Raw genomic sequence first — 17,219 nt, forward strand, 5'->3', positions numbered from 1 at the left:
TCATTACTCCTTAGTCCAGGCGGCGTCGCCGCCGATTTACAACCTAAGATGCCAGGCTCTTCTCCCCCGGGGATGCCCTACTGAACCTCGACCTGAAGCTCCTCGTCGATGCTGCGCGTGGCGCCGTCAGTCGGCGGATACAGGCTCACGGGCTTGAATCCCTCGACGAACTTGCCGGCGGCGAACGCAGGTGGCACCTCGACGGGATACTCGCCGTTGTAGCAGGCCTTGCACCACCCGACCTTCGGCACGCAGCTCTCGAGCCCCTCGAGCGAGAGGAACGCAAGCGAGTCGGCCTCGATGAACTGGCACACCTCCTCGACGTTCTTGGTGGCGCTGATCAGCTGTGCCTGCACGTCCGTGTCGATGCCGTAGAAGCAGGGCCACTTGACCTCGGGGCAGTTGATGCGCACGTGGACTTCCTTGGCGCCGGCGTCCTTGAGCATACGAACGATCTGCTTGGAGGTGGTGCCGCGCACGATGGAATCGTCGACCATGACTATGCGCTTGCCCTCGACGTTGTCGCGCAGCGCGTTCAGCTTGAGGCGAACGCCCATCTGGCGCATCTCCTGCGTTGGCTGGATAAAGGTGCGGGCGACGTAGCGGTTCTTGATGAGGCCCTCGCCAAACTTGAGCCCAAGCTCGGCGGCAAAGCCCTCCGCAGGAGGCAGGCCAGAGTCGGGAACGCCGATGACGAGGTCGGCGTCGACGGGTGCCTCACGGGCAAGTTGGCGACCCATGTTGTAGCGCATCGAGTACACGGAGCTGCCGTCGACGATGGAGTCGGGGCGCGAGAAGTACACCTCTTCGAAGATGCAGTTGTGCGTCGCACGTGCCTGGGTGCCGGGCTCGGAGACCAGGCCGTCCTCGGAGATGCGAATGATCTCGCCCGGTTCAATCTCGCGCACGAAGCGAGCGCCGACAATGTCAAAGGCGCAGGTTTCAGACGCGACGACCCAACCCGCGCCGGTTCCGTCCTCGCGAGCGGGAAGCTCCCCCAGAACCAGCGGCCTGATTCCGTGCGGATCCCTGAAGGCATACAGCGCGTTCTCGCGGGCGAGCGCCATGGCATATCCGCCCTCGATGAGGTTCATCGTGTGCCTGATGCCCTTGATGATGCGATGCTCGTGACCCGTGAAGAAGCCAATGAGCTTCGCGGCCACCTCAGAGTCGGTGTTGGACCTGAAGCGCACGCCCACGCGGTCGAGCTCCGCGCGGAGATGGTCAGAGTTCACCAGGGTGCCATTGTGCGCAAGCGCGATAATGACGTCGTCGATGGTGGACAGGTGAGGTTGAGCCGCCTCCCAGCTGCGCGCGCCCGAAGTGCCATAGCGAACGTGTCCGACGGCAAGCTTGCCCGGCATAGCCCCCAAATCGTAATCCGAGAAGACCTCGGCAACAAGACCCAGGTCCTTGCGGACCAGCACCGTAGAGCCATTGCCCACGGCGATGCCCGCGGACTCCTGTCCGCGATGCTGAAGGGCGCGGAGCGCAAAGCAGGTGAGTCGGGCAACGTCGCGGTCGGGTGCCCAAATGCCAAAGACGCCGCACTCCTCGTGGAGCGTGTCGGCGTCTTCGCGGACGTCAAGCCCGGTAAAATTCTCTAGCACAAATCCCCCTATACAGAGGCGGCAACCGTTGCCGCCTGAGCCTCGGACTTGGGTACGCACACCAGCAGGGAGCGACCGTACCCTTCGTAGTAGTTGCAGGTAGACATGGTTAGAACATGGCTCGTTCCGGAAATGATGGTCTCGGCGTCGGCGCGGCGGGTGACCGACTTGCCCAGCAGACCCATAAGGTAGGAACGGAACTCATCATCAGAAGCGAACTGGAAGCGACGGACGTTCTGGTCGTTGGGGTCGGTGTAGTAGACCATAAGCGGCTCGAGCTCGACGGCGCCGCCCTCGGTTACGTACCAGACGGTATTCGTCGCATCGAAGGTTGCCTGGTCGTTCAGGAGGAAGAGCGGGTAGAACATCGACCCGTCCTTGAGGTGGTGCCCGTACAGGATGGTCTGGTTGTCCACCAGGCCAGGAGCGGTATTCTGGTAGTCCATGAACACCTGTCCGCCGATGGTCCAGTAGCCCTCGGCACTGTGCCTCAGGTACCAGGTATTGTCTTCCCCCTGGTAAACGGGATAGTTGACCGTAGTGCCAGGAACCTCGAGCCAGCCGACAACGTCACCGTTGACCGCCTTAAGCCCCTCCCAGTCAACGGTGGGCGCCTCCGACTCCCTCGTCGGCACGCTCGCATACGTCGCAAGCTTCTTGTTCTCCTGGTCCTGCTTCCAATAGTTGTACTGGGCAAGGCCCCAGCTTCCGGCCGCGTAGAGCAGAAGGGCGACGCCGCACACGATCAGAATGTTCGACACGATTCTGCGGGCACGGTGGGCCTTGTGACCAGAGACCCCCTGCTCGCGGGAGGCTGCGCGCTTCTCGTTGTCGGGAGTCGTCTTCATGGCTGCCTAGGCCTCGGCCATCGCGTTCTTGAACTCTATGATCTTGCTGCGATACTCGGGCATGGTCGCGCCGAGAATCTGGGTCGCATAGATCGCAGCGTTCTTGGCGCCGCCGATGGCCACGCAGGCCACGGGAACGCCCGACGGCATCTGGACCATGGACAGAAGGGAATCCATGCCACCCAGGTCGCTCGTCTTCATGGGCACGCCGACGATGGGGAGCGGGGTATACGCGGCAACGACTCCGCCAAGATGCGCGGCCTTGCCGGCAGCGGCGATGATCACCTTGATGCCACGGTCCGCAGCGGTGGACGCCCACTCGTGAACCCTCGCCGGCGCGCGGTGAGCCGACGCAATCACAAGCTCGTAGGGAACGCCGAGCTCGTCGAGCTGCTCGGTGCAAGCCTCCATTGCCGGAAGGTCCGACTTGGACCCCATGATGATTCCCACGAGCGGTGCCTCTGCCATTGCTCCTCCAAAGCCCTTTCACGGTTGGCGCGCCAAGCGCCCTGTCTTTTCACAAGTATAGAGGGCGCATGCGCCTGTTTTACTCCGCAGGCAAACTGCAACAGAGCATTTATAAAGACGGACGTGGGTGGTGGCAAAAAAGCGCGGCGAAGGCGTTACTATTTTCATATCCTGCCACGGCACCAACATTCGAGTCATTGTATGCTGCCGTCGTCTCGCGAGAAGGGCATAGGCTGATGGGCTCGGCACGCCACATAGCGTCGCGCATCGCACGCCGTTCGTCCGCATGCCCCGCTGCGGCCACGTGCCCATGGCACCGCGCGCTTCTCGCCGTCTTGCTCTGCTGTCTCGCCCTGCTTGGCTGCGGCGGAAGCAGCGCCCAGGGCGCGCCGTTCGCGCCAGCCCAGTCGATTCGCGACGCCGTGTTTGTTCGCGAGGCCGCCATCGCACAAAACGACGGGTACATCGACGCCTCGCACACCTCGGACGGCTATGTCAGCGCGTCGGCGACCTCGGAGGCACGGCTGAAGGTCCAAATCACCCACGGCGAGCAGAGCTACAACTACGACCTTCCCTCAGACGGTACGCCCACGGTATTCCCCCTCAACATGGGCGACGGCGACTACGTCATCAGAATCATGCGTAATACCAGCGAGAACAACTACGTCGAGACCACCAGCGCCAACGTCTCGGTCACGCTGGCCTCCCCCTTCGAGCCCTTCCTGAGGCCCAACGTGTACTGCAACTACAGCGAGAGCAGTGCCTGCGTCGCCAAGGCGCGCGAGATCGTATCAGACGCCCAGAACCAGGGCGAGGCCGCCCAGAAGATCTGCGCCTTCATCGTAGACAACATCTCATACGACACCCAGAAGGCCCAGTCCATCGGGAACGTAAAGGGCTACGTGCCCGACCCGGACGAGACGCTGGCAACGGGCAGGGGCATATGCTTTGACTACGCCGCGCTTGGTTGCGCGATGCTGCGCAGTCAAGGCATCCCGGCGCAGCTCGTCACCGGCTACGTCTCGCCCGGCGACATCTATCACGCATGGATGATGGTCTACGTCGACGGCAGCTGGCAAACAGCCTCGTTCACCGTCGAGCAAAACACCTGGAGTCGCGTTGACCTAACCTTTGCCGCTGCGTCAGACGCAACCCAATATGTGGGTGATGGAAAGACGTATACTGACAGGTACATCTATTGATTTTCGTCAGCAATCTGACGATGCGAGGGGGCAGTCGTATGGCAGACACGTTGCTGGACAGCAGTGCGCTGAGCGCGTTCTGCGGAAGCATGGCAAACATGCTCTCGGCGGGCATCCAGGTGGACGAGGCGGTCCACATGCTTGCGGACAACCAAAGTGACTCGCGATTCAAGAGCGTCTGCGCGGACCTTTACAGTCACCTGATCGAAGGCAAGCCCCTCTCCACCGCCATGGAAGAGACCGGGGCCTTCCAGCTCTACGCCATCGAGATGGTCAAGGCGGGCGAGCAGTCCGGCCGCATCGAGGACGTCCTCAGGAGCCTCGACACCTATTTTGACGAGAAGAGCACGGCCTTCGCAAAGTTGCGTGCGGCGGTCAGCTACCCTGCGGGCCTCCTGTGCATCATGGCCGTCATTCTCGCCTTCACGGTCGCCTTCATCCTCCCGGTCTTCGTCGACTCCTACGAGAGAATCTCCGGCTCCCTCACGACAGGGTCCTTCAACGCCGTGGGCATCTCGATTGTCATCGGCTGGATCGCTCTGGTGGTCACCATCGTCATGGCCGCGGTCGTTGCGGCGATGACGATCGCAAGCGGGTCCGAAAGGGGCCGCGACCGCACGATCGCCTTCTTCGAGAGGCTCAGCTTCACGCGCGAGGCCATGTACGAGCTCGCGCTCGCCCGCTTCACCTCCGCTCTGTCCACCTACGTTTCCTCCGGCCTCGACACCGAGACCTCCATGGCGCGTTCCAAGGAGCTCGTTACCAATCCCATCCTGCGCAAGAAGCTCGATGCCGCCTTCCAGGACATGTGCGATGCCGAGGCGCCGCTCTCCCTCGCACAAGTTATCTCGAAGCACGAGATCTTCGAGCCGGTCTACGCGCGCATGATTCAGGTCGGATCCTCAACGGGAAGCGTCGACTCGGTTCTGAACAAGCTCTCGAAGGTGTTCTTCGAGGCGGCCCTCGAGCGTGTCGACCAGCTGATCGCCCGCGTCGAGCCGATGCTTGCGGCCTTCCTCACCATCGCCGTTGGTGCGACCCTGATCTCGGTCATGCTTCCTCTCATCGGCATCATGAGGTCCATCGGATAGGGGGCGTCGATGTACCACGAGCTTACGCAGGAGCGCATCAAGAGCAGACGGCGGGCGCGCATCATCTCGCTCGTCGTGACCGTCGTACTCGCCGTGGTCTGTGGTCTTGCCGTCAACGCGTACCGACGCAGTGCGCTTGAGCAGGGCGCCGCCTCGGTACGCGAGGCGATTCTGGAGTCCGCAAACCACTGCTGCGCGGTCGAGGGGTCCTACCCCACCTCCCTCGGCTACCTCGAGCGGAACTACGGCCTCGTTGTCAACCACAACGACTACGTCATTACCTACGAAGCATACGCGGGAAACGTCGCGCCAACCGTGGTGGTGATTCCACGATGAGAGCCCCTTCCGACCAATCGGGCGAGAAGCGCTTCGAGGCCATCGCCGCGAGCGCCGCCATCGATGCGGGAAGTCGACGCGACCCCATGCGCATCTTCCTGATGATCCTTCTTGCAAGCTTTATCATCATCGACCTTGTCGCCATCGCCGCGGCAACCGTAAGCTATCGTTCGCTGCACCAGACGCAGGTCGACAGCCAGCAGGGCATGCTCGCCCTTGGCCCCGTCGTGAGCACCGTGCGCGCCAACGATGCCGCAGGCTCCATCGCGCGCGGAAGGGGGCCGGAGGGCGAGTCCCTCGTCATCATCGAGAAGCTCGAGAGTGGCACGTACGAGACGCGCATCTACCTCTACCAGGGTAACGTCGTCGAAGAGTATGCCATCGCGGGTACCCCGTACACGCCCCAGAAGGCGACAGTACTCGGCGCAAGCTCGGCCTTCTCGTTCTCGTACAAGGACGGCCTGCTTTCAATTACGACCGACAGCGGGACCGCAAACGTCGCGCTCCGCAGCGTCCAGGGAGGTGAGTAGCCATGACAAAGCGCCTGAGCGCACGCCTGGTCGGCGGCGGCAACACGGCCTTCCTCGTCGAGGCACTCGTCCTGCTCATGGTCCTCATCGCGACGCTGGCGGTGTTCTCGACCCTGTTCTCGTCCGCGCTGGTCGCCGGCAAGCACAGCGCACGGCTCAACGAGGCAGTCCTCGCGGCGTCCAACGAGGCCGAGTCCTTCTCGGCGGACCCAAAGGTCGGACAGACGAGCGACACCCAGGGCGGCCTCGTAGTCGACAGCGACGTCTCCGCAGAGCCCACCTCCAGGGGAACGCTCTACCACGCGCGCATCACCGTACGCGAGGTCGACGGAAGCGAGCTCTTCTCGATGGATACGGCACGCTACGTGGGAGGTGAGCGCTCATGAGTCGTTACAGCAAGGCCGGCGGCAACATGCGCATTGGCCTCCTGACCATCTTGACGTTGGTAATCATCATCGTTCTGGCCGTGCTTGCGGTGCTCGCCGTCTCGACCTCGAACGCGATGAGCTCGCTCGCCAACAGGCAGGCCACGATGGCTGCCGAGGGATACGAGGCAGAGGCCACGGGACAGACGCTGCTCTCCAAGATCGACGGCATCGTCTCAGGTTCGAAGGACCAGAACAGCGCAATCGACGCCGTGTCCAGCCAGCTCACGAGCCTCACGGGCGAGTGCTCCACGGACGACGCGTCGGTGAGCGCGAGCATCGACGGAACGGCTGTGACCGCAACCATCACCACGAAGCACGGCCACACGCTCAAGATCAAGATTGGCGTCAACGGCGACCGCTCCTACACCATCGAGCAATGGGAGCTCTCCACCGTTACCGAAAGCGATACCAGCGACTATTCACTTTGGGGCGGCGACGCCTCCAATAAAGACTAGGAGTCCCCATGGATCTCGAGAGCATGCTCAGGCAAATGATCGACAAGAAGGCGTCTGACGTCTTCGTCATCGCCGGCCTCCCCCTGTCCTACAAGGTGAGTGGTCAGCACTATCGCACCGACTCCGAGCGACTGATGCCTTCCGACACGGAGGCTCTGGTCAGGCGCATCTACGAGATTGCGGGTCGCGACTTCTCGCACTTCGAGTCGAACTACAACCACGACGAGGACTTCTCGCTCTCCATCGCGGGCCTCGGACGCTTCCGCGCCAACACCTTCCGCCAGCGCGGGTCCTTCGGCATGGTCATCCGCGTAATCCCCTTCGGCCTGCCCGACCCTGACGAGTTCGGCATCCCTGAGGAGGTGCTCGACCTGGTCAGATTCCAGCGCGGTCTCGTCCTGGTCACCGGTACCGCCGGAGCGGGCAAATCGACGACGCTCGCCTGCATGGTCGACCGCCTGAACCACGAGCGCGCCGGCCATATCGTGACCATGGAGGACCCCATCGAGTACGTGCATCATCACGGCACCTGCATCGTCACCCAACGTGAGGTTCCCACCGACGTCGCAACCTACGACGAGGCGTTGCGCTCGGCACTGCGCGAGTCCCCGGACGTCATCCTCCTGGGCGAGATGCGCGATAGGGACACGATGGCCACCGCCGTCACCGCAGCAGAGATGAGCCAACTCATCCTCTCGACCATGCACACCTCGAGCGCGTCGGCTACGGTGGACCGCATCGTCAACACCTTCCCCTCCTCGCAGCAGCGTCAAATTCGGCTTCAGCTCTCCATGGTCCTCCAGGCCGTCGTGAGTGAGCAGCTCGTCCCCACGACGGATGGGAAGATCGTCCCCGCATTCGAGATCATGGTCTGCAACCCCGCCATCCGCAACCTTATCCGTGAGGAGAAGAGCTACCAGATCGACTCGGTGCTCGCCTCCTCCTCCGCGCAGGGCATGCACACCATGGACCAGAGCCTCTTCAACCTGGTGAAGCAGGGCACCGTCTCGAAGGAGGTCGCTCTCCAGCACGCCATTCACCAAGAGGCGCTCGAGAACAGGTTCAATGCGGTCGGCCTCTAGAGTCGGGTGGGCCAGCCGCCGGCCGGGACACCTCTCAGTCAGCTGACGCTGACACAACGATTATGCCTAAGGCGAGAAGGACTTGTCCTTCTCGCCTTCTTTACGCGCCTTCTCGGCAGGCAATCATCATGCCGCCGCGCGCTGTTTCCAATCGAGCACAAGTCGCGCCTCGGGCGGGCAAATGGCTATCCTTGTGCCTTAGGCATCGGTCCATTAGTCCATGCGAAAGGAATAGCCATGAGCAATGCCAAAGATCTGTATCTGTACAAGCGAGAGGGAGCCTACATCCCTCGCATCGCAGCCGTCCATGACCTGTGCGGCTACGGAAAGTGCTCGCTGGGAGTCGCGATTCCCGTGCTGTCCGCAGCCGGCTGCGACGTGTGCCCCGTGCCCACTTCCCTATTCTCGGCGCACACCAAGTTCCCCTTCTTCTACATGCATGACACCACGCCGATGCTCGAAGAGTATCTGGACGCCTGGGACAAGGAGGGCATAGAGCTTGACGCCGTTTACTCTGGCTTCCTTGGCTCCGCCGAGCAGGTAGGGGCAATCAACCGCATCTACCACGCGCATCCCAAGGCGCTGCGCGTGGTCGACCCTGTCATGGGCGATGGCGGCAGCAAGTACCCCACCTACACCGACGAGATGTGCAAGGCCACGGCCGAGCTGGTCGAGGGTGCTGACATCCTGACGCCTAACCTCACCGAGGCATCCATCATCACCGGCATCGAGTATCGCGGGCAGGACGTCGACGTTGAGTTCATCAAGCGCAACATGGAGGCCCTACTGGACATGGGCGCCAAGACCGTCGTCATCAAGGGCGTGGCCCACGGCGACGGCGTCATCCGCAACTACGTTGCGGGCAGGGACTTCGAGACCTGCGAGGTCTGCGCAGAGCAGCTTCCCTACATGCTCCACGGCACGGGCGACCTGTTCGCGTCCGCCCTTCTGGCTGCGGTCATGAGCGGCAAGAGCCTGTACGACAGCGTCAACTTTGCTGGCAAGCTGGTACACGATGCCATGATCGTAACCCGCCAGCAGCCGGACTACGAGACGCGCGGAGTCAGCTTCGAAAGCGTCCTGGGCGAGATTACCGACCTCGTGCGCTAGCCTCACGCCAGTCACGCGCCCGAAAGCCAGCCGCTCGACTGCACATGTTGTCTGAAAAAGAAGGCCAGGTCGTATGACCTGGCCTTCTTGCTGCATAGCCCGCAGAGAACCTTACTGGGCGCTCGAGCTGGTCGATTCCACGGTTGCCGAGGAACCTCCGTCGGAAGACGTCGCGGACTCGTCCGACGTCGCCGCGGCGGCCTCGGTCGAGCTCGTGGCGGAATCAGCTTTGGACTTCGACTTGGAGTCCTTCTCGTTTTCAGAAGTGCCCAGAACGTTGCTGATTACCGAGGTGGGCGTGAAGGACGACGTGATGTTGTCACGCAGCTGGTCCTGCATATTCTGGTCGAGACCGGTAATCGTGCAGTTGAAGCGCACCACGCCGTTCTCGTTCGTCGTCTTGGTCCAGACGAACGTCATGATGGTCTTGACCTCGCCCTTTGGCTGCAGGAGCCCAAACAGCGCGGACTGCTGGTACTTGCCGTTCTCGTCCACGTGAACGTTCACGTGGTACGTGACCGTGTTGATGTTGGGGTTGAGCAGAGAGTTGACCGCGAAGGCCGTCGCCTGGATCTGCGCGCCCGAGAAAGCCTCGAGGGCATTCTGCGAGGTGGTGTCGACGACCGTGACCTCGATGCGGTGCGTGTTCTCGTCCGCCTCCTGGACCGAGAAGGTATCAGGGAACTGCGTGAAGCCATTGCCCCACTCGACGCCGCCGTGAAGTGCGGAAGCAACGCTGGTAAGGTCGGCGTTCTCGGCTAGGTCGGCCGTGTTGGCGCGACGCACGAGACCACAGGAGACCTGAGATACGACGACGATTGCGAGGAATACGATGACGAAGCCGACGGCCGTCTTGGTGATGACCTTCTCGACGTTGGAACCCGAGGGGTCTGCATCGGACAGCGGGTCGACGTCGACGCCGTGGCCAAGCTCCTTACGGCGCTTGCGCTGCTTCTTGGCGGTCTCCTCGTTGGTGTGACCGGTCTCGTCAACGGTGGCGAAGAGCTTCTCGGCCTGCTCGGCGGTGAGCGCGCCCTTCTGGATGCGGGCCCTATCGTGTCTGTTTGCCATGCGGCCTCTTCCTAACAATCTCAAGCCACCCATGGCGGCCAGCATTTCTTTTCGTGTTGGTTTCCCTAAGTATAGGCAAGGCGACAGGTGCCTGGGCCTCTTAGCGTCGCCTTACAGCTAATGGCTACAGCCTGGCCGCAGCCTACTGTTCCTGAGGCGCAAGACGGTGCGAGACCGCGTCGCAGATGAGCGCGCCCACGACGGTCTTGGCATCCTCAATCTTGCCGTCGAGCACCGCATCGATGAACTCTGGGAGCTCCACGAGGTCGACGTTGATGAACTCGTCGACGTCAGGGTCGGACGCAGCCTGCTCGAGGCCCGTCGCCATGTAGATGTGGATGAGCTCGTCGGCAAAGCCGCAGGAGGTTGCGATGGTGGTAAGGAATGCCATCTTCTGGGCCTTGAGGCCCGTCTCTTCCAGAAGCTCGCGAGCGGCGCAGCTCAGGGGGTCCTCGCCAGGGTCAAGCTTGCCGGCGGGAATCTCGACCGTGACGCGCCCGAGGGCGGTGCGATACTGCCTCACGAGACAGATACGGCCGTCGTCGGTAAGGGCGACGACGGCGACAGCGCCGGGATGGCGCACGACATCGCGCGTGGCCTTGCGACCATCGGGGAGCTCCACCTGAAGACGGTCGACGTTGAATATCTTCCCTGTCCAGGCAACATCTTCGGAGAGCACCCTCTCGCTGAGAGAGGCGTCGCGCGGATCGTTGTCCCCCAGCACGAGCTCGCGACGCTCCGGTGTGCCGGACTGGTGATCATGAGAAGAGCGATCGCCGTCGAAGGTGAAGGCGGTCACGCTGGAGCGCATGCTATCAATGGCATCAGTCAGCCGGTCGCCCGACGTCGGCTCGTCGATGATTGACTCCGTTGCCTTGCTATTCTCGTCAGCCATAATCCTCCAATGCAATTGCGGCGCCCGCAGACGCCGCAACCCAACTCATCGAACTAGTTCGCTACAGGTTGGAGCGGCCCTTGATGGCCTTGATGCCAATGTCGTGGCGGTAGGTCTTGCCCTCAAAGCTAATCTTGTCGCAGGCCTGGTAGGCAAGGTTTCGAGCATCCTCAAACGTCGACGCGACCGCCGTGACGTTCAGCACGCGCCCGCCGTTGGTCAGGACGTTGCCGTCGGCGTCGAGCTTAGTTCCCGCGTGGTAGACCGTCACGCCGTCCATCGCGTTGGCATCGTCGACGCCAGAGATGATCTTGCCCTTCTCGTAGGAACCGGGATAGCCCGCCGACGTGAGGACGACCGATACTGCCCAGTCGTCATCCCACTGAACCATGTCGGAGGAGAGCGTGCCGTTGTCACAGGCGAGGAAGCACTCGACGAGGTCGGCCTTCATGCGAGGCAGCACGACCTGCGTCTCGGGGTCGCCAAAGCGCGCGTTGAACTCGAGGACCTTGGGACCGTCCTTGGTGAGCATGAAGCCGCCGTAGAGGCAACCCTGATACAGGATGCCGTCGGCACGAAGCTGGTCGACGACCTTCTGCTCGATCTGGATCATCTTCTCGAGCTCGCCGTCGAGCAGGATAGGGACGGGAGAGTAGACGCCCATGCCACCGGTGTTGGGACCCTTGTCGCCGTCCAGTGCGCGCTTGTGATCCTGAGAGGTGGCAAGGGGAACGACCGTTGCGCCGTCGGTCAGCGCAAGCAGGGAGCACTCGGGTCCCTCAAGCATTTCCTCGACGACCACAGTGTTTCCGGCCTCGCCGAAGGCGTTGAAACACTCGTGGACGCCCTCGAGAGCCTCCTCGACCGTGAACGCGACGACGACGCCCTTGCCGGCAGCGAGGCCGTCGGCCTTCACCACGCAGGGGCCGTTGAGCTCGCGAACGTAGTCAGCACAGGCGGACTCGTCCGTGAAGGAGCGGTAAGACGCGGTGGGCACGCCGGCGCGGGACATGACCTTCTTGGCAAACTCCTTTGAGCCCTCCATCTGCGCGGCGGCTCCAGACGGACCGAACACGGGAATGCCAGCCGCGCGGACAGCGTCGGCGACGCCGGCGACGAGCGGGGCCTCGGGGCCGATCACGACGAGGCCGATGTTATTGTCGCGCGCAAATGCCGCGACGGCCTCGGGAGACTCCTGGTCAAGGTCGACCGCCTCGGCAAGCTGATGCATGCCGCCGTTGCCCGGGGCAACGTAGAGCTTTCCCGCACGCGGGGACTGGGCGAGCTTGGCAAGAAGTGCATGCTCCCTTCCTCCCGCACCAAGAAGAAGGATGTCTACCGTGTCTTTCGAGCTGCTCATTCTGCCTCCTCGGCCTTGAAAGTTATTAGCTGTCAAGCGCTTCGTCTACCTGAAAGAAGGACGCCGCCTCGGCGGGGTCCAGCAGGCTCTGGGGAACATAGGCCAGCCCGACGGCGCCGACGCCCAGCTGACTCGTGGTGGTGGGGTTGGTGTCAAGAACGGCGGCGCAGTCCGACTCAAACTCATTGGTGTCAAGGGGCTTCTCGACAACCGAGAGGAACTTGGGAACGCCACCACTGACCTCGACATAGATTACCGGACCCATCTTCTGGGCATAGGCGCTCATAGTTCGCGCCATGAAGCCCGAGAGCCTCGAGAGCTCGCTCGAGCGGAAGAGCTCGTTGGCCTGCCCCTCGCCATTGATCTCAAATACGCCCCTGATGCCCAGCGCGCGTCGCTGGAGACTGGTCACGTGGCCCAGAATTCCCCTGCTCCTGTGCCCGATTCCGTGATCAGGGCGAGCGGCAGCAGAGGGAATGACCAGCATGCGGGACTCCTGCGCCACCCTGACGGCACGTGCAACGCATTCGTCGACCCCGAAGCCAGCGTCACGATCGCACGCAAGGCGGGCGAGGACGAGGGCGAACTTGCCCGAGGTGCCGCGCGTGTCCATCACCTGAATGCGCGCACCCTTGGTCTCATGAGCAGCCGCGACGGCGTTCTGATAGGCATCACGCATCTCGGATGACACGTGCACCGAAACGATCTGGGTGTAACCCTGGGAGACGAGGCTCTTGTAAACGTCAGCGAGCTCCTCGACGGACGGCGAGTAGGTGTTGACCTGTCCCGTACGCGACGAGAACGAGACGAAGTAGTCGGGTGCGTCGATGTCAATGCAGTCACGGTAGGTCTCGTCAGCAATGCGCACCTTGAGAGGGACAAGAGCGACCCCCGCCCTCTCCAGAACGGAAAGGGGGAGGTCACAGGCACTGTCACATACTATGGCAAAGTTTTTGCGAGACTCGATCATCACGAACGGAGCCTAGTTCCAATAACGGTCGATCGTCTGCTCGCGATCGGGACCGACGGTGATGATGGAAACGCGGACGCCGGCGAGCTGCTCGAGGAAGTCGATGTAGTCCTTCGCCTCGCGCGGGAGCTGGTAGAAATTGCGGACGCCCGAGATGTCGCACTTCCAGCCAGGCAGGGTCTCGTAAACGGGCTTCGCGTGATAGAAGACGCTCTGGTGCTCGGGGACGGTCTTGTAGATCTTGCCGTCACACTCGTAGGCAACGCAGACCTTAATCTCGTCCAGGCAACCCAAGACGTCGAGCTTTGTGATGGCGAGGTCGGTCAGGCCGTTGACGCGGGCGGCGTAGTTAACGACCACGCCGTCGTACCAGCCACAGCGACGCTTGCGACCCGTGGTGACGCCATACTCGTGACCGACCTCGCCGAGCAGGTCGCCCGTCTCGTCGAACAGCTCGGTCGGGAAGGGACCAGAGCCGACGCGGGTCAGATAGGCCTTGGCAATGCCAAGGACGCGCTTGATGTTGGTGGGACCAACGCCAGAACCGGTAACTGCGCCGCCGGCGGTGCAGTTGGAAGACGTCACGAACGGATAGGTGCCGTGGTCGATGTCGAGCATGGTTGCCTGGGCACCCTCGAAGAGAATGTTCTTGCCGGACTCGAGCTGCTCGTTGAGGAAGAGCGAGCTCTCGACGATGTAGGGGCGAATGCGCTCGGCGAAGGGAAGGTAGGTCTCGCAGATCTGGTCGACCGTGTAGGTCGGCATCTCGTAGACCTTCTCGAGAATGGGGTTGGTGTATGCAAGGGCAGCCTCGAGCTTCTCGCGGAAGATCTTCTCGTCCAACATGTCCTGAACGCGAAGGCCCGTGCGGTTCATCTTGTCCATGTAGGTCGGGCCGACGCCACGCTTGGTAGTGCCGATAAGGTTCTTGCCGAGCTTCTTCTCGTGAGCGCCGTCGAGATCCTTGTGATACGGCATGACAATGTGGGCGTTGCCGGAGATCTTGAGGTCGCCGCAGTCGATGCCCTGCTCCTCGAGCATGTCAATCTCGCCCAGGAGGACCTCGGGGTCGACGATGCAGCCGTTGCCGATGACGGGATAGGTCCCCTTATACATAACGCCGGAGGGAACCTGGTGCAGTGCGAGCTTGTGGCCGTTTGCGATGACCGTGTGCCCAGCGTTAGCGCCGCCCGCGTAGCGGCATACGACGTCGAAGTCGCCGGAGATAAGGTCTGTCACCTTACCCTTTCCTTCGTCTCCCCACTGCGTACCAACGAGCACTGATGCAGGCATTACTACCCCTCTCGGATTTGTTCTACACACCATTCTTTAGTATACGCCCCGCCAAGGGCTGCTAAACGTTCTTGCAACATGCACACGACTTCGCCTATTCCTCGTGGCGATCCATTTCGACGAACTTCGTCGTACCTGGGAGGAATACGAGCGGGATAATGTCGAGCGGGCCGGAACGGTTCTTCGCGATGATAAAGTCCGTAACGTTGAAGTCTGGGCGGTCTTCGCTCGCCGCCTCCTCCTCGGTCATCGAACGATCCAGCAGGATTACGATGTCGGCGTCCTGCTCGATGGAGCCCGACTCGCGAAGGTCGGAAAGCTCGGGGCGCTTGCCCTTGCGGTCGGTAACGTTACGGTTAAGCTGCGAAAGCGCGATTACCGGAACGCCAAGGTCCTTAGCCATAATCTTGATGCCACGTGACATGGCGGAGACCTGGGTGGCACGGCTGTCCGCACCGCCGCTGCCCGAAGGCGGCTCAAGGAGCTGGAGGTAGTCGACCACGACCATGCCCTTCTCCTTATCCTTGAGCATGCGGCGGGCCTTGGCTCGAATCTCGGTAACCGTTGTGCCAGGGGTATCGTCGATCATGACGTCGAGGGTCGAAAGCTCTCTGGTCGCGTCCAGAATGGTGGGCCACTGGTTTGCCTGAATCTTGGCGCCACGGAGGTCGCCCAGGGGAATGTGGGCATGCGCCGAGAGCAGGCGCTGGGCGATCTCGGCCTTACTCATCTCGAGCGAGAAGAACGCGACCGACGCGCCGTTAACCGCCGCGTTGATGAGAAGGTTAAGCGCGAACGAGGTCTTACCGACACCAGGTCGTGCGCCGATGACGACCATCTGGCCGGGGCGTAGGCCCTGAAGCCTCGCATCGATTCCCCTGTATCCGGTCTGGACGCCCAGGGCACCGTCGGGATTCTCGCAGGCCTCAGATAGCTCCTCGTAGAGGTCGCCCATGACGTCAGACAGGCTCTGGAACGTGTCACCAATCTCGTCGTTGGTGACGTCGCGCAGGAGCCCCTCTGCGGTGTCGACAACCTCCTTGGTGTCCTCGGGTGCGTCGAAGGCGAGGGCGGTAATCTTGGAAGAAGCCTCAATCAGGGCACGGAGCGTGGCGTCGCGGTGAAGGATCTGAACGTGATGCTTCCAGCTAGCGAGCGAGAAGGAATTGGAGTTCAGCTCGATGAGGTAAGCCATGCCGCCAATCTGATCGAGCTTGCCGGACGATTTGAGGTGGTCGGCGAGGGAGATCGGGTCGACATTCTGACCGTTATCGAACAGTTCGCGCATCGCGATGAAGATGCACTTGTGCGAGTAGAGGAAGAAGTCCTTCTCTTTGAGGACGACGAGACACTCCTGAAGAACCTCTTGGCTCAGAATCATGGCCGAGAGGATCGACTTCTCGGCCGAGAGGTTCTGCGGCATTGTTCCGCCGCCCTCGGGAACGTTGGGGATCGAATAACTCTCGAAGACGGTGTCCGGCATGGGAGCAACTCCTAGCGATGAAAAAAGATGGTGCAGGGGGATGGTACCGCAAAACCAAATGGACGATTTTGTCCATATCCCCAATTAACAGGGCATTGTTGATAGCTATTTCGCGTTAGCGGGCAATTCTTGCTTTTTCAACGTTTTCAACAAATTTGAAAAATTTTCCGAGAGGTAGTTTTCAACATTCTCGCGTTGACATCAGAAGGTACCCGTCAACCTGCGCCTATCGTCAAAAAAAGTGAGAATTTGAATATGAGAAATGATATTTCCGCAGGTAGACAGCATTTTCCCGAACGCACAAAAAGAAGCCCCGCCAACACCGCAAAAACGATGCCAGCAGGGCTCTTGTGACACTAAGCTCATGTCAATTGTCAGGCCGTTCCATCCGTCAGCTCAAGGATTGTTGATATCCGCGATTTGGGACGGAACATTTGTTGACAAGTACAGTTACTCAGCGGACTCCTCGGTCTCAGCAGCCTCGGCAGTCTCCTCGACCTCAGCGGTCTCCTCTGCCTCGACAACCTCCTCCTCGGCGTCGGGATCAGCGACGCGGAGGGTGATGACCGCGCCAATCTCACGATAGAAATTGATCTCGACCTGGTGGGTACCAGCGGTCTTGATCGTGCCACCGCGCACGATGCGCTTGCGATCAATCTCGATTCCAAGCTGCTCCTTGATTGCGTCGGCAATCTGAGCGGCGGTAACGGAGCCGAAGAGCTGGTCGTTCTCGCCAACCTTGGCGTCAATCTTGACGGTCTTGCCGTCGAGCTGCTCCTTGGAGGCGGTAGCGTCAGCGATGCGCTTCTCTTCGCGCTTGGCGATGACGTGACGGCGCTCCTCAAGCTGCTTGATGTTGCCCGGGGTGGCGGGCTGAGCAATCTTGCTGGGGAACAGGTAGTTCTCCGCGTAGCCCTGAGCGACCTCTACGATGTCGCCCTCGCCGCCCTTGCCCCTGAGCTCACCCAGAAGGATGACTTTCATGGG

General features: G+C 61.6%; 18 protein-coding genes. 8 read left to right on the plus strand and 10 right to left on the minus strand.

What is annotated here, in order from left to right; all coding sequences use genetic code 11:
* Positions 1 to 77: 77 nt before the first annotated feature.
* Genes purF through purE form a run of 3 tightly spaced genes read right to left on the minus strand, consistent with a single transcriptional unit; the run spans position 78 to position 2,926 of the window.
* Positions 78 to 1,610: an amidophosphoribosyltransferase gene (gene purF / locus B5D13_RS05260; RefSeq protein WP_078687284.1), complete on the minus strand. Its 1,533-nt coding sequence runs from the start codon at positions 1,608 to 1,610 to the stop codon at positions 78 to 80.
* Between the two features lie 8 nt (positions 1,611 to 1,618).
* Entirely contained in the window at positions 1,619 to 2,458 is an 840-nt protein-coding gene (locus B5D13_RS05265; RefSeq protein ID WP_078687285.1) for a class B sortase, read from the minus strand.
* Between the two features lie 6 nt (positions 2,459 to 2,464).
* Positions 2,465 to 2,926, minus strand: coding sequence for a 5-(carboxyamino)imidazole ribonucleotide mutase (gene purE, locus B5D13_RS05270; RefSeq protein WP_078687286.1), 462 nt, complete (start codon positions 2,924 to 2,926; stop codon positions 2,465 to 2,467).
* Positions 2,927 to 3,162: 236 nt separating this feature from the next.
* Between purE and B5D13_RS05275 the strand changes: the two genes are divergently transcribed.
* The 8 genes from B5D13_RS05275 to B5D13_RS05310 all read left to right on the plus strand — a co-directional run bounded on the left by B5D13_RS05275 (position 3,163) and on the right by B5D13_RS05310 (position 9,160).
* On the plus strand, positions 3,163 to 4,128 hold the full coding sequence (locus B5D13_RS05275; RefSeq protein WP_159443993.1) for a transglutaminase-like domain-containing protein: 966 nt from the start codon (positions 3,163 to 3,165) through the stop codon (positions 4,126 to 4,128).
* Between the two features lie 38 nt (positions 4,129 to 4,166).
* Positions 4,167 to 5,219 (plus strand): type II secretion system F family protein, encoded by a 1,053-nt coding sequence (locus B5D13_RS05280; RefSeq protein ID WP_078687288.1) that lies wholly within the window; start codon positions 4,167 to 4,169, stop codon positions 5,217 to 5,219.
* A 9-nt stretch (positions 5,220 to 5,228) separates the two neighbouring features.
* Positions 5,229 to 5,555 carry a hypothetical protein gene (locus B5D13_RS05285; protein WP_078687289.1) on the plus strand — a complete coding sequence of 109 codons (327 nt, stop codon included), beginning with the start codon at positions 5,229 to 5,231 and terminating at the stop codon, positions 5,553 to 5,555.
* Complete coding sequence (locus B5D13_RS05290; RefSeq protein WP_078687290.1) at positions 5,552 to 6,085, plus strand: DUF4860 domain-containing protein; 534 nt, start codon at positions 5,552 to 5,554, stop codon at positions 6,083 to 6,085. Before B5D13_RS05285 ends, B5D13_RS05290 begins: the two co-directional genes overlap by 4 nt.
* Positions 6,086 to 6,087: 2 nt before the next feature.
* Positions 6,088 to 6,471, plus strand: a complete 384-nt coding sequence (locus B5D13_RS05295; RefSeq protein WP_078687291.1) for a hypothetical protein — start codon at positions 6,088 to 6,090, stop codon at positions 6,469 to 6,471.
* A complete protein-coding gene (locus B5D13_RS05300; protein WP_078687292.1) occupies positions 6,468 to 6,968 on the plus strand; it encodes a hypothetical protein in 501 nt (166 codons plus the stop codon). The genes B5D13_RS05295 and B5D13_RS05300 overlap by 4 nt, the downstream gene beginning before the upstream one ends.
* An 8-nt stretch (positions 6,969 to 6,976) precedes the next feature.
* Positions 6,977 to 8,050, plus strand: coding sequence for a type IV pilus twitching motility protein PilT (locus B5D13_RS05305; RefSeq protein WP_078687293.1), 1,074 nt, complete (start codon positions 6,977 to 6,979; stop codon positions 8,048 to 8,050).
* A gap of 237 nt (positions 8,051 to 8,287) precedes the next feature.
* Complete coding sequence (locus B5D13_RS05310) at positions 8,288 to 9,160, plus strand: PfkB family carbohydrate kinase (RefSeq protein WP_078687294.1); 873 nt, start codon at positions 8,288 to 8,290, stop codon at positions 9,158 to 9,160.
* Between the two features lie 111 nt (positions 9,161 to 9,271).
* Here the strand turns inward: B5D13_RS05310 and B5D13_RS05315 are convergent, their stop codons facing one another.
* The 7 genes from B5D13_RS05315 to rplI form a co-directional block, all read right to left on the minus strand.
* On the minus strand, positions 9,272 to 10,231 hold the full coding sequence (locus B5D13_RS05315) for a hypothetical protein (RefSeq protein ID WP_078687295.1): 960 nt from the start codon (positions 10,229 to 10,231) through the stop codon (positions 9,272 to 9,274).
* Positions 10,232 to 10,373: 142 nt separating this feature from the next.
* The gene (locus B5D13_RS05320) at positions 10,374 to 11,126 is read right to left on the minus strand and encodes an NUDIX domain-containing protein (protein WP_078687296.1); all 753 of its coding nucleotides are present in this window, start codon (positions 11,124 to 11,126) and stop codon (positions 10,374 to 10,376) included.
* Positions 11,127 to 11,187: 61 nt separating this feature from the next.
* Entirely contained in the window at positions 11,188 to 12,486 is a 1,299-nt protein-coding gene (gene purD, locus B5D13_RS05325; RefSeq protein ID WP_078687297.1) for a phosphoribosylamine--glycine ligase, read from the minus strand.
* Positions 12,487 to 12,511: 25 nt separating this feature from the next.
* Positions 12,512 to 13,456, minus strand: coding sequence for a DegV family protein (locus tag B5D13_RS05330; RefSeq protein ID WP_078687298.1), 945 nt, complete (start codon positions 13,454 to 13,456; stop codon positions 12,512 to 12,514).
* A gap of 12 nt (positions 13,457 to 13,468) precedes the next feature.
* Positions 13,469 to 14,749, minus strand: a complete 1,281-nt coding sequence (locus B5D13_RS05335) for an adenylosuccinate synthase (RefSeq protein ID WP_078687299.1) — start codon at positions 14,747 to 14,749, stop codon at positions 13,469 to 13,471.
* 94 nt (positions 14,750 to 14,843) lie between these two features.
* Positions 14,844 to 16,232 carry a replicative DNA helicase gene (dnaB, locus tag B5D13_RS05340; protein WP_078687300.1) on the minus strand — a complete coding sequence of 463 codons (1,389 nt, stop codon included), beginning with the start codon at positions 16,230 to 16,232 and terminating at the stop codon, positions 14,844 to 14,846.
* Positions 16,233 to 16,682: 450 nt separating this feature from the next.
* Entirely contained in the window at positions 16,683 to 17,216 is a 534-nt protein-coding gene (rplI, locus tag B5D13_RS05345) for a 50S ribosomal protein L9 (protein WP_078687301.1), read from the minus strand.
* Positions 17,217 to 17,219: the final 3 nt, after the last annotated feature.

The organism is Olsenella sp. KH1P3 (genome assembly GCF_900167315.1).
GTDB lineage: Bacteria > Actinomycetota > Coriobacteriia > Coriobacteriales > Atopobiaceae > Olsenella_J > Olsenella_J umbonata_A.

Coding starts and splice junctions, on each gene's coding strand:
- B5D13_RS05265 (WP_078687285.1), bottom strand. CDS start 2,458: ATGAAGACGACTCCCGACAACGAGAAGCGCGCAGCCTCCCGCGAGCAG.
- B5D13_RS05295 (WP_078687291.1), top strand. CDS start 6,088: ATGACAAAGCGCCTGAGCGCACGCCTGGTCGGCGGCGGCAACACGGCC.
- B5D13_RS05300 (WP_078687292.1), top strand. CDS start 6,468: ATGAGTCGTTACAGCAAGGCCGGCGGCAACATGCGCATTGGCCTCCTG.
- B5D13_RS05285 (WP_078687289.1), top strand. CDS start 5,229: ATGTACCACGAGCTTACGCAGGAGCGCATCAAGAGCAGACGGCGGGCG.
- B5D13_RS05320 (WP_078687296.1), bottom strand. CDS start 11,126: ATGGCTGACGAGAATAGCAAGGCAACGGAGTCAATCATCGACGAGCCG.
- rplI (WP_078687301.1), bottom strand. CDS start 17,216: ATGAAAGTCATCCTTCTGGGTGAGCTCAGGGGCAAGGGCGGCGAGGGC.
- B5D13_RS05305 (WP_078687293.1), top strand. CDS start 6,977: ATGGATCTCGAGAGCATGCTCAGGCAAATGATCGACAAGAAGGCGTCT.
- purD (WP_078687297.1), bottom strand. CDS start 12,486: ATGAGCAGCTCGAAAGACACGGTAGACATCCTTCTTCTTGGTGCGGGA.
- B5D13_RS05330 (WP_078687298.1), bottom strand. CDS start 13,456: ATGATCGAGTCTCGCAAAAACTTTGCCATAGTATGTGACAGTGCCTGT.
- B5D13_RS05280 (WP_078687288.1), top strand. CDS start 4,167: ATGGCAGACACGTTGCTGGACAGCAGTGCGCTGAGCGCGTTCTGCGGA.
- purE (WP_078687286.1), bottom strand. CDS start 2,926: ATGGCAGAGGCACCGCTCGTGGGAATCATCATGGGGTCCAAGTCGGAC.
- B5D13_RS05335 (WP_078687299.1), bottom strand. CDS start 14,749: ATGCCTGCATCAGTGCTCGTTGGTACGCAGTGGGGAGACGAAGGAAAG.
- dnaB (WP_078687300.1), bottom strand. CDS start 16,232: ATGCCGGACACCGTCTTCGAGAGTTATTCGATCCCCAACGTTCCCGAG.
- B5D13_RS05310 (WP_078687294.1), top strand. CDS start 8,288: ATGAGCAATGCCAAAGATCTGTATCTGTACAAGCGAGAGGGAGCCTAC.
- B5D13_RS05290 (WP_078687290.1), top strand. CDS start 5,552: ATGAGAGCCCCTTCCGACCAATCGGGCGAGAAGCGCTTCGAGGCCATC.
- B5D13_RS05315 (WP_078687295.1), bottom strand. CDS start 10,231: ATGGCAAACAGACACGATAGGGCCCGCATCCAGAAGGGCGCGCTCACC.
- B5D13_RS05275 (WP_159443993.1), top strand. CDS start 3,163: ATGGGCTCGGCACGCCACATAGCGTCGCGCATCGCACGCCGTTCGTCC.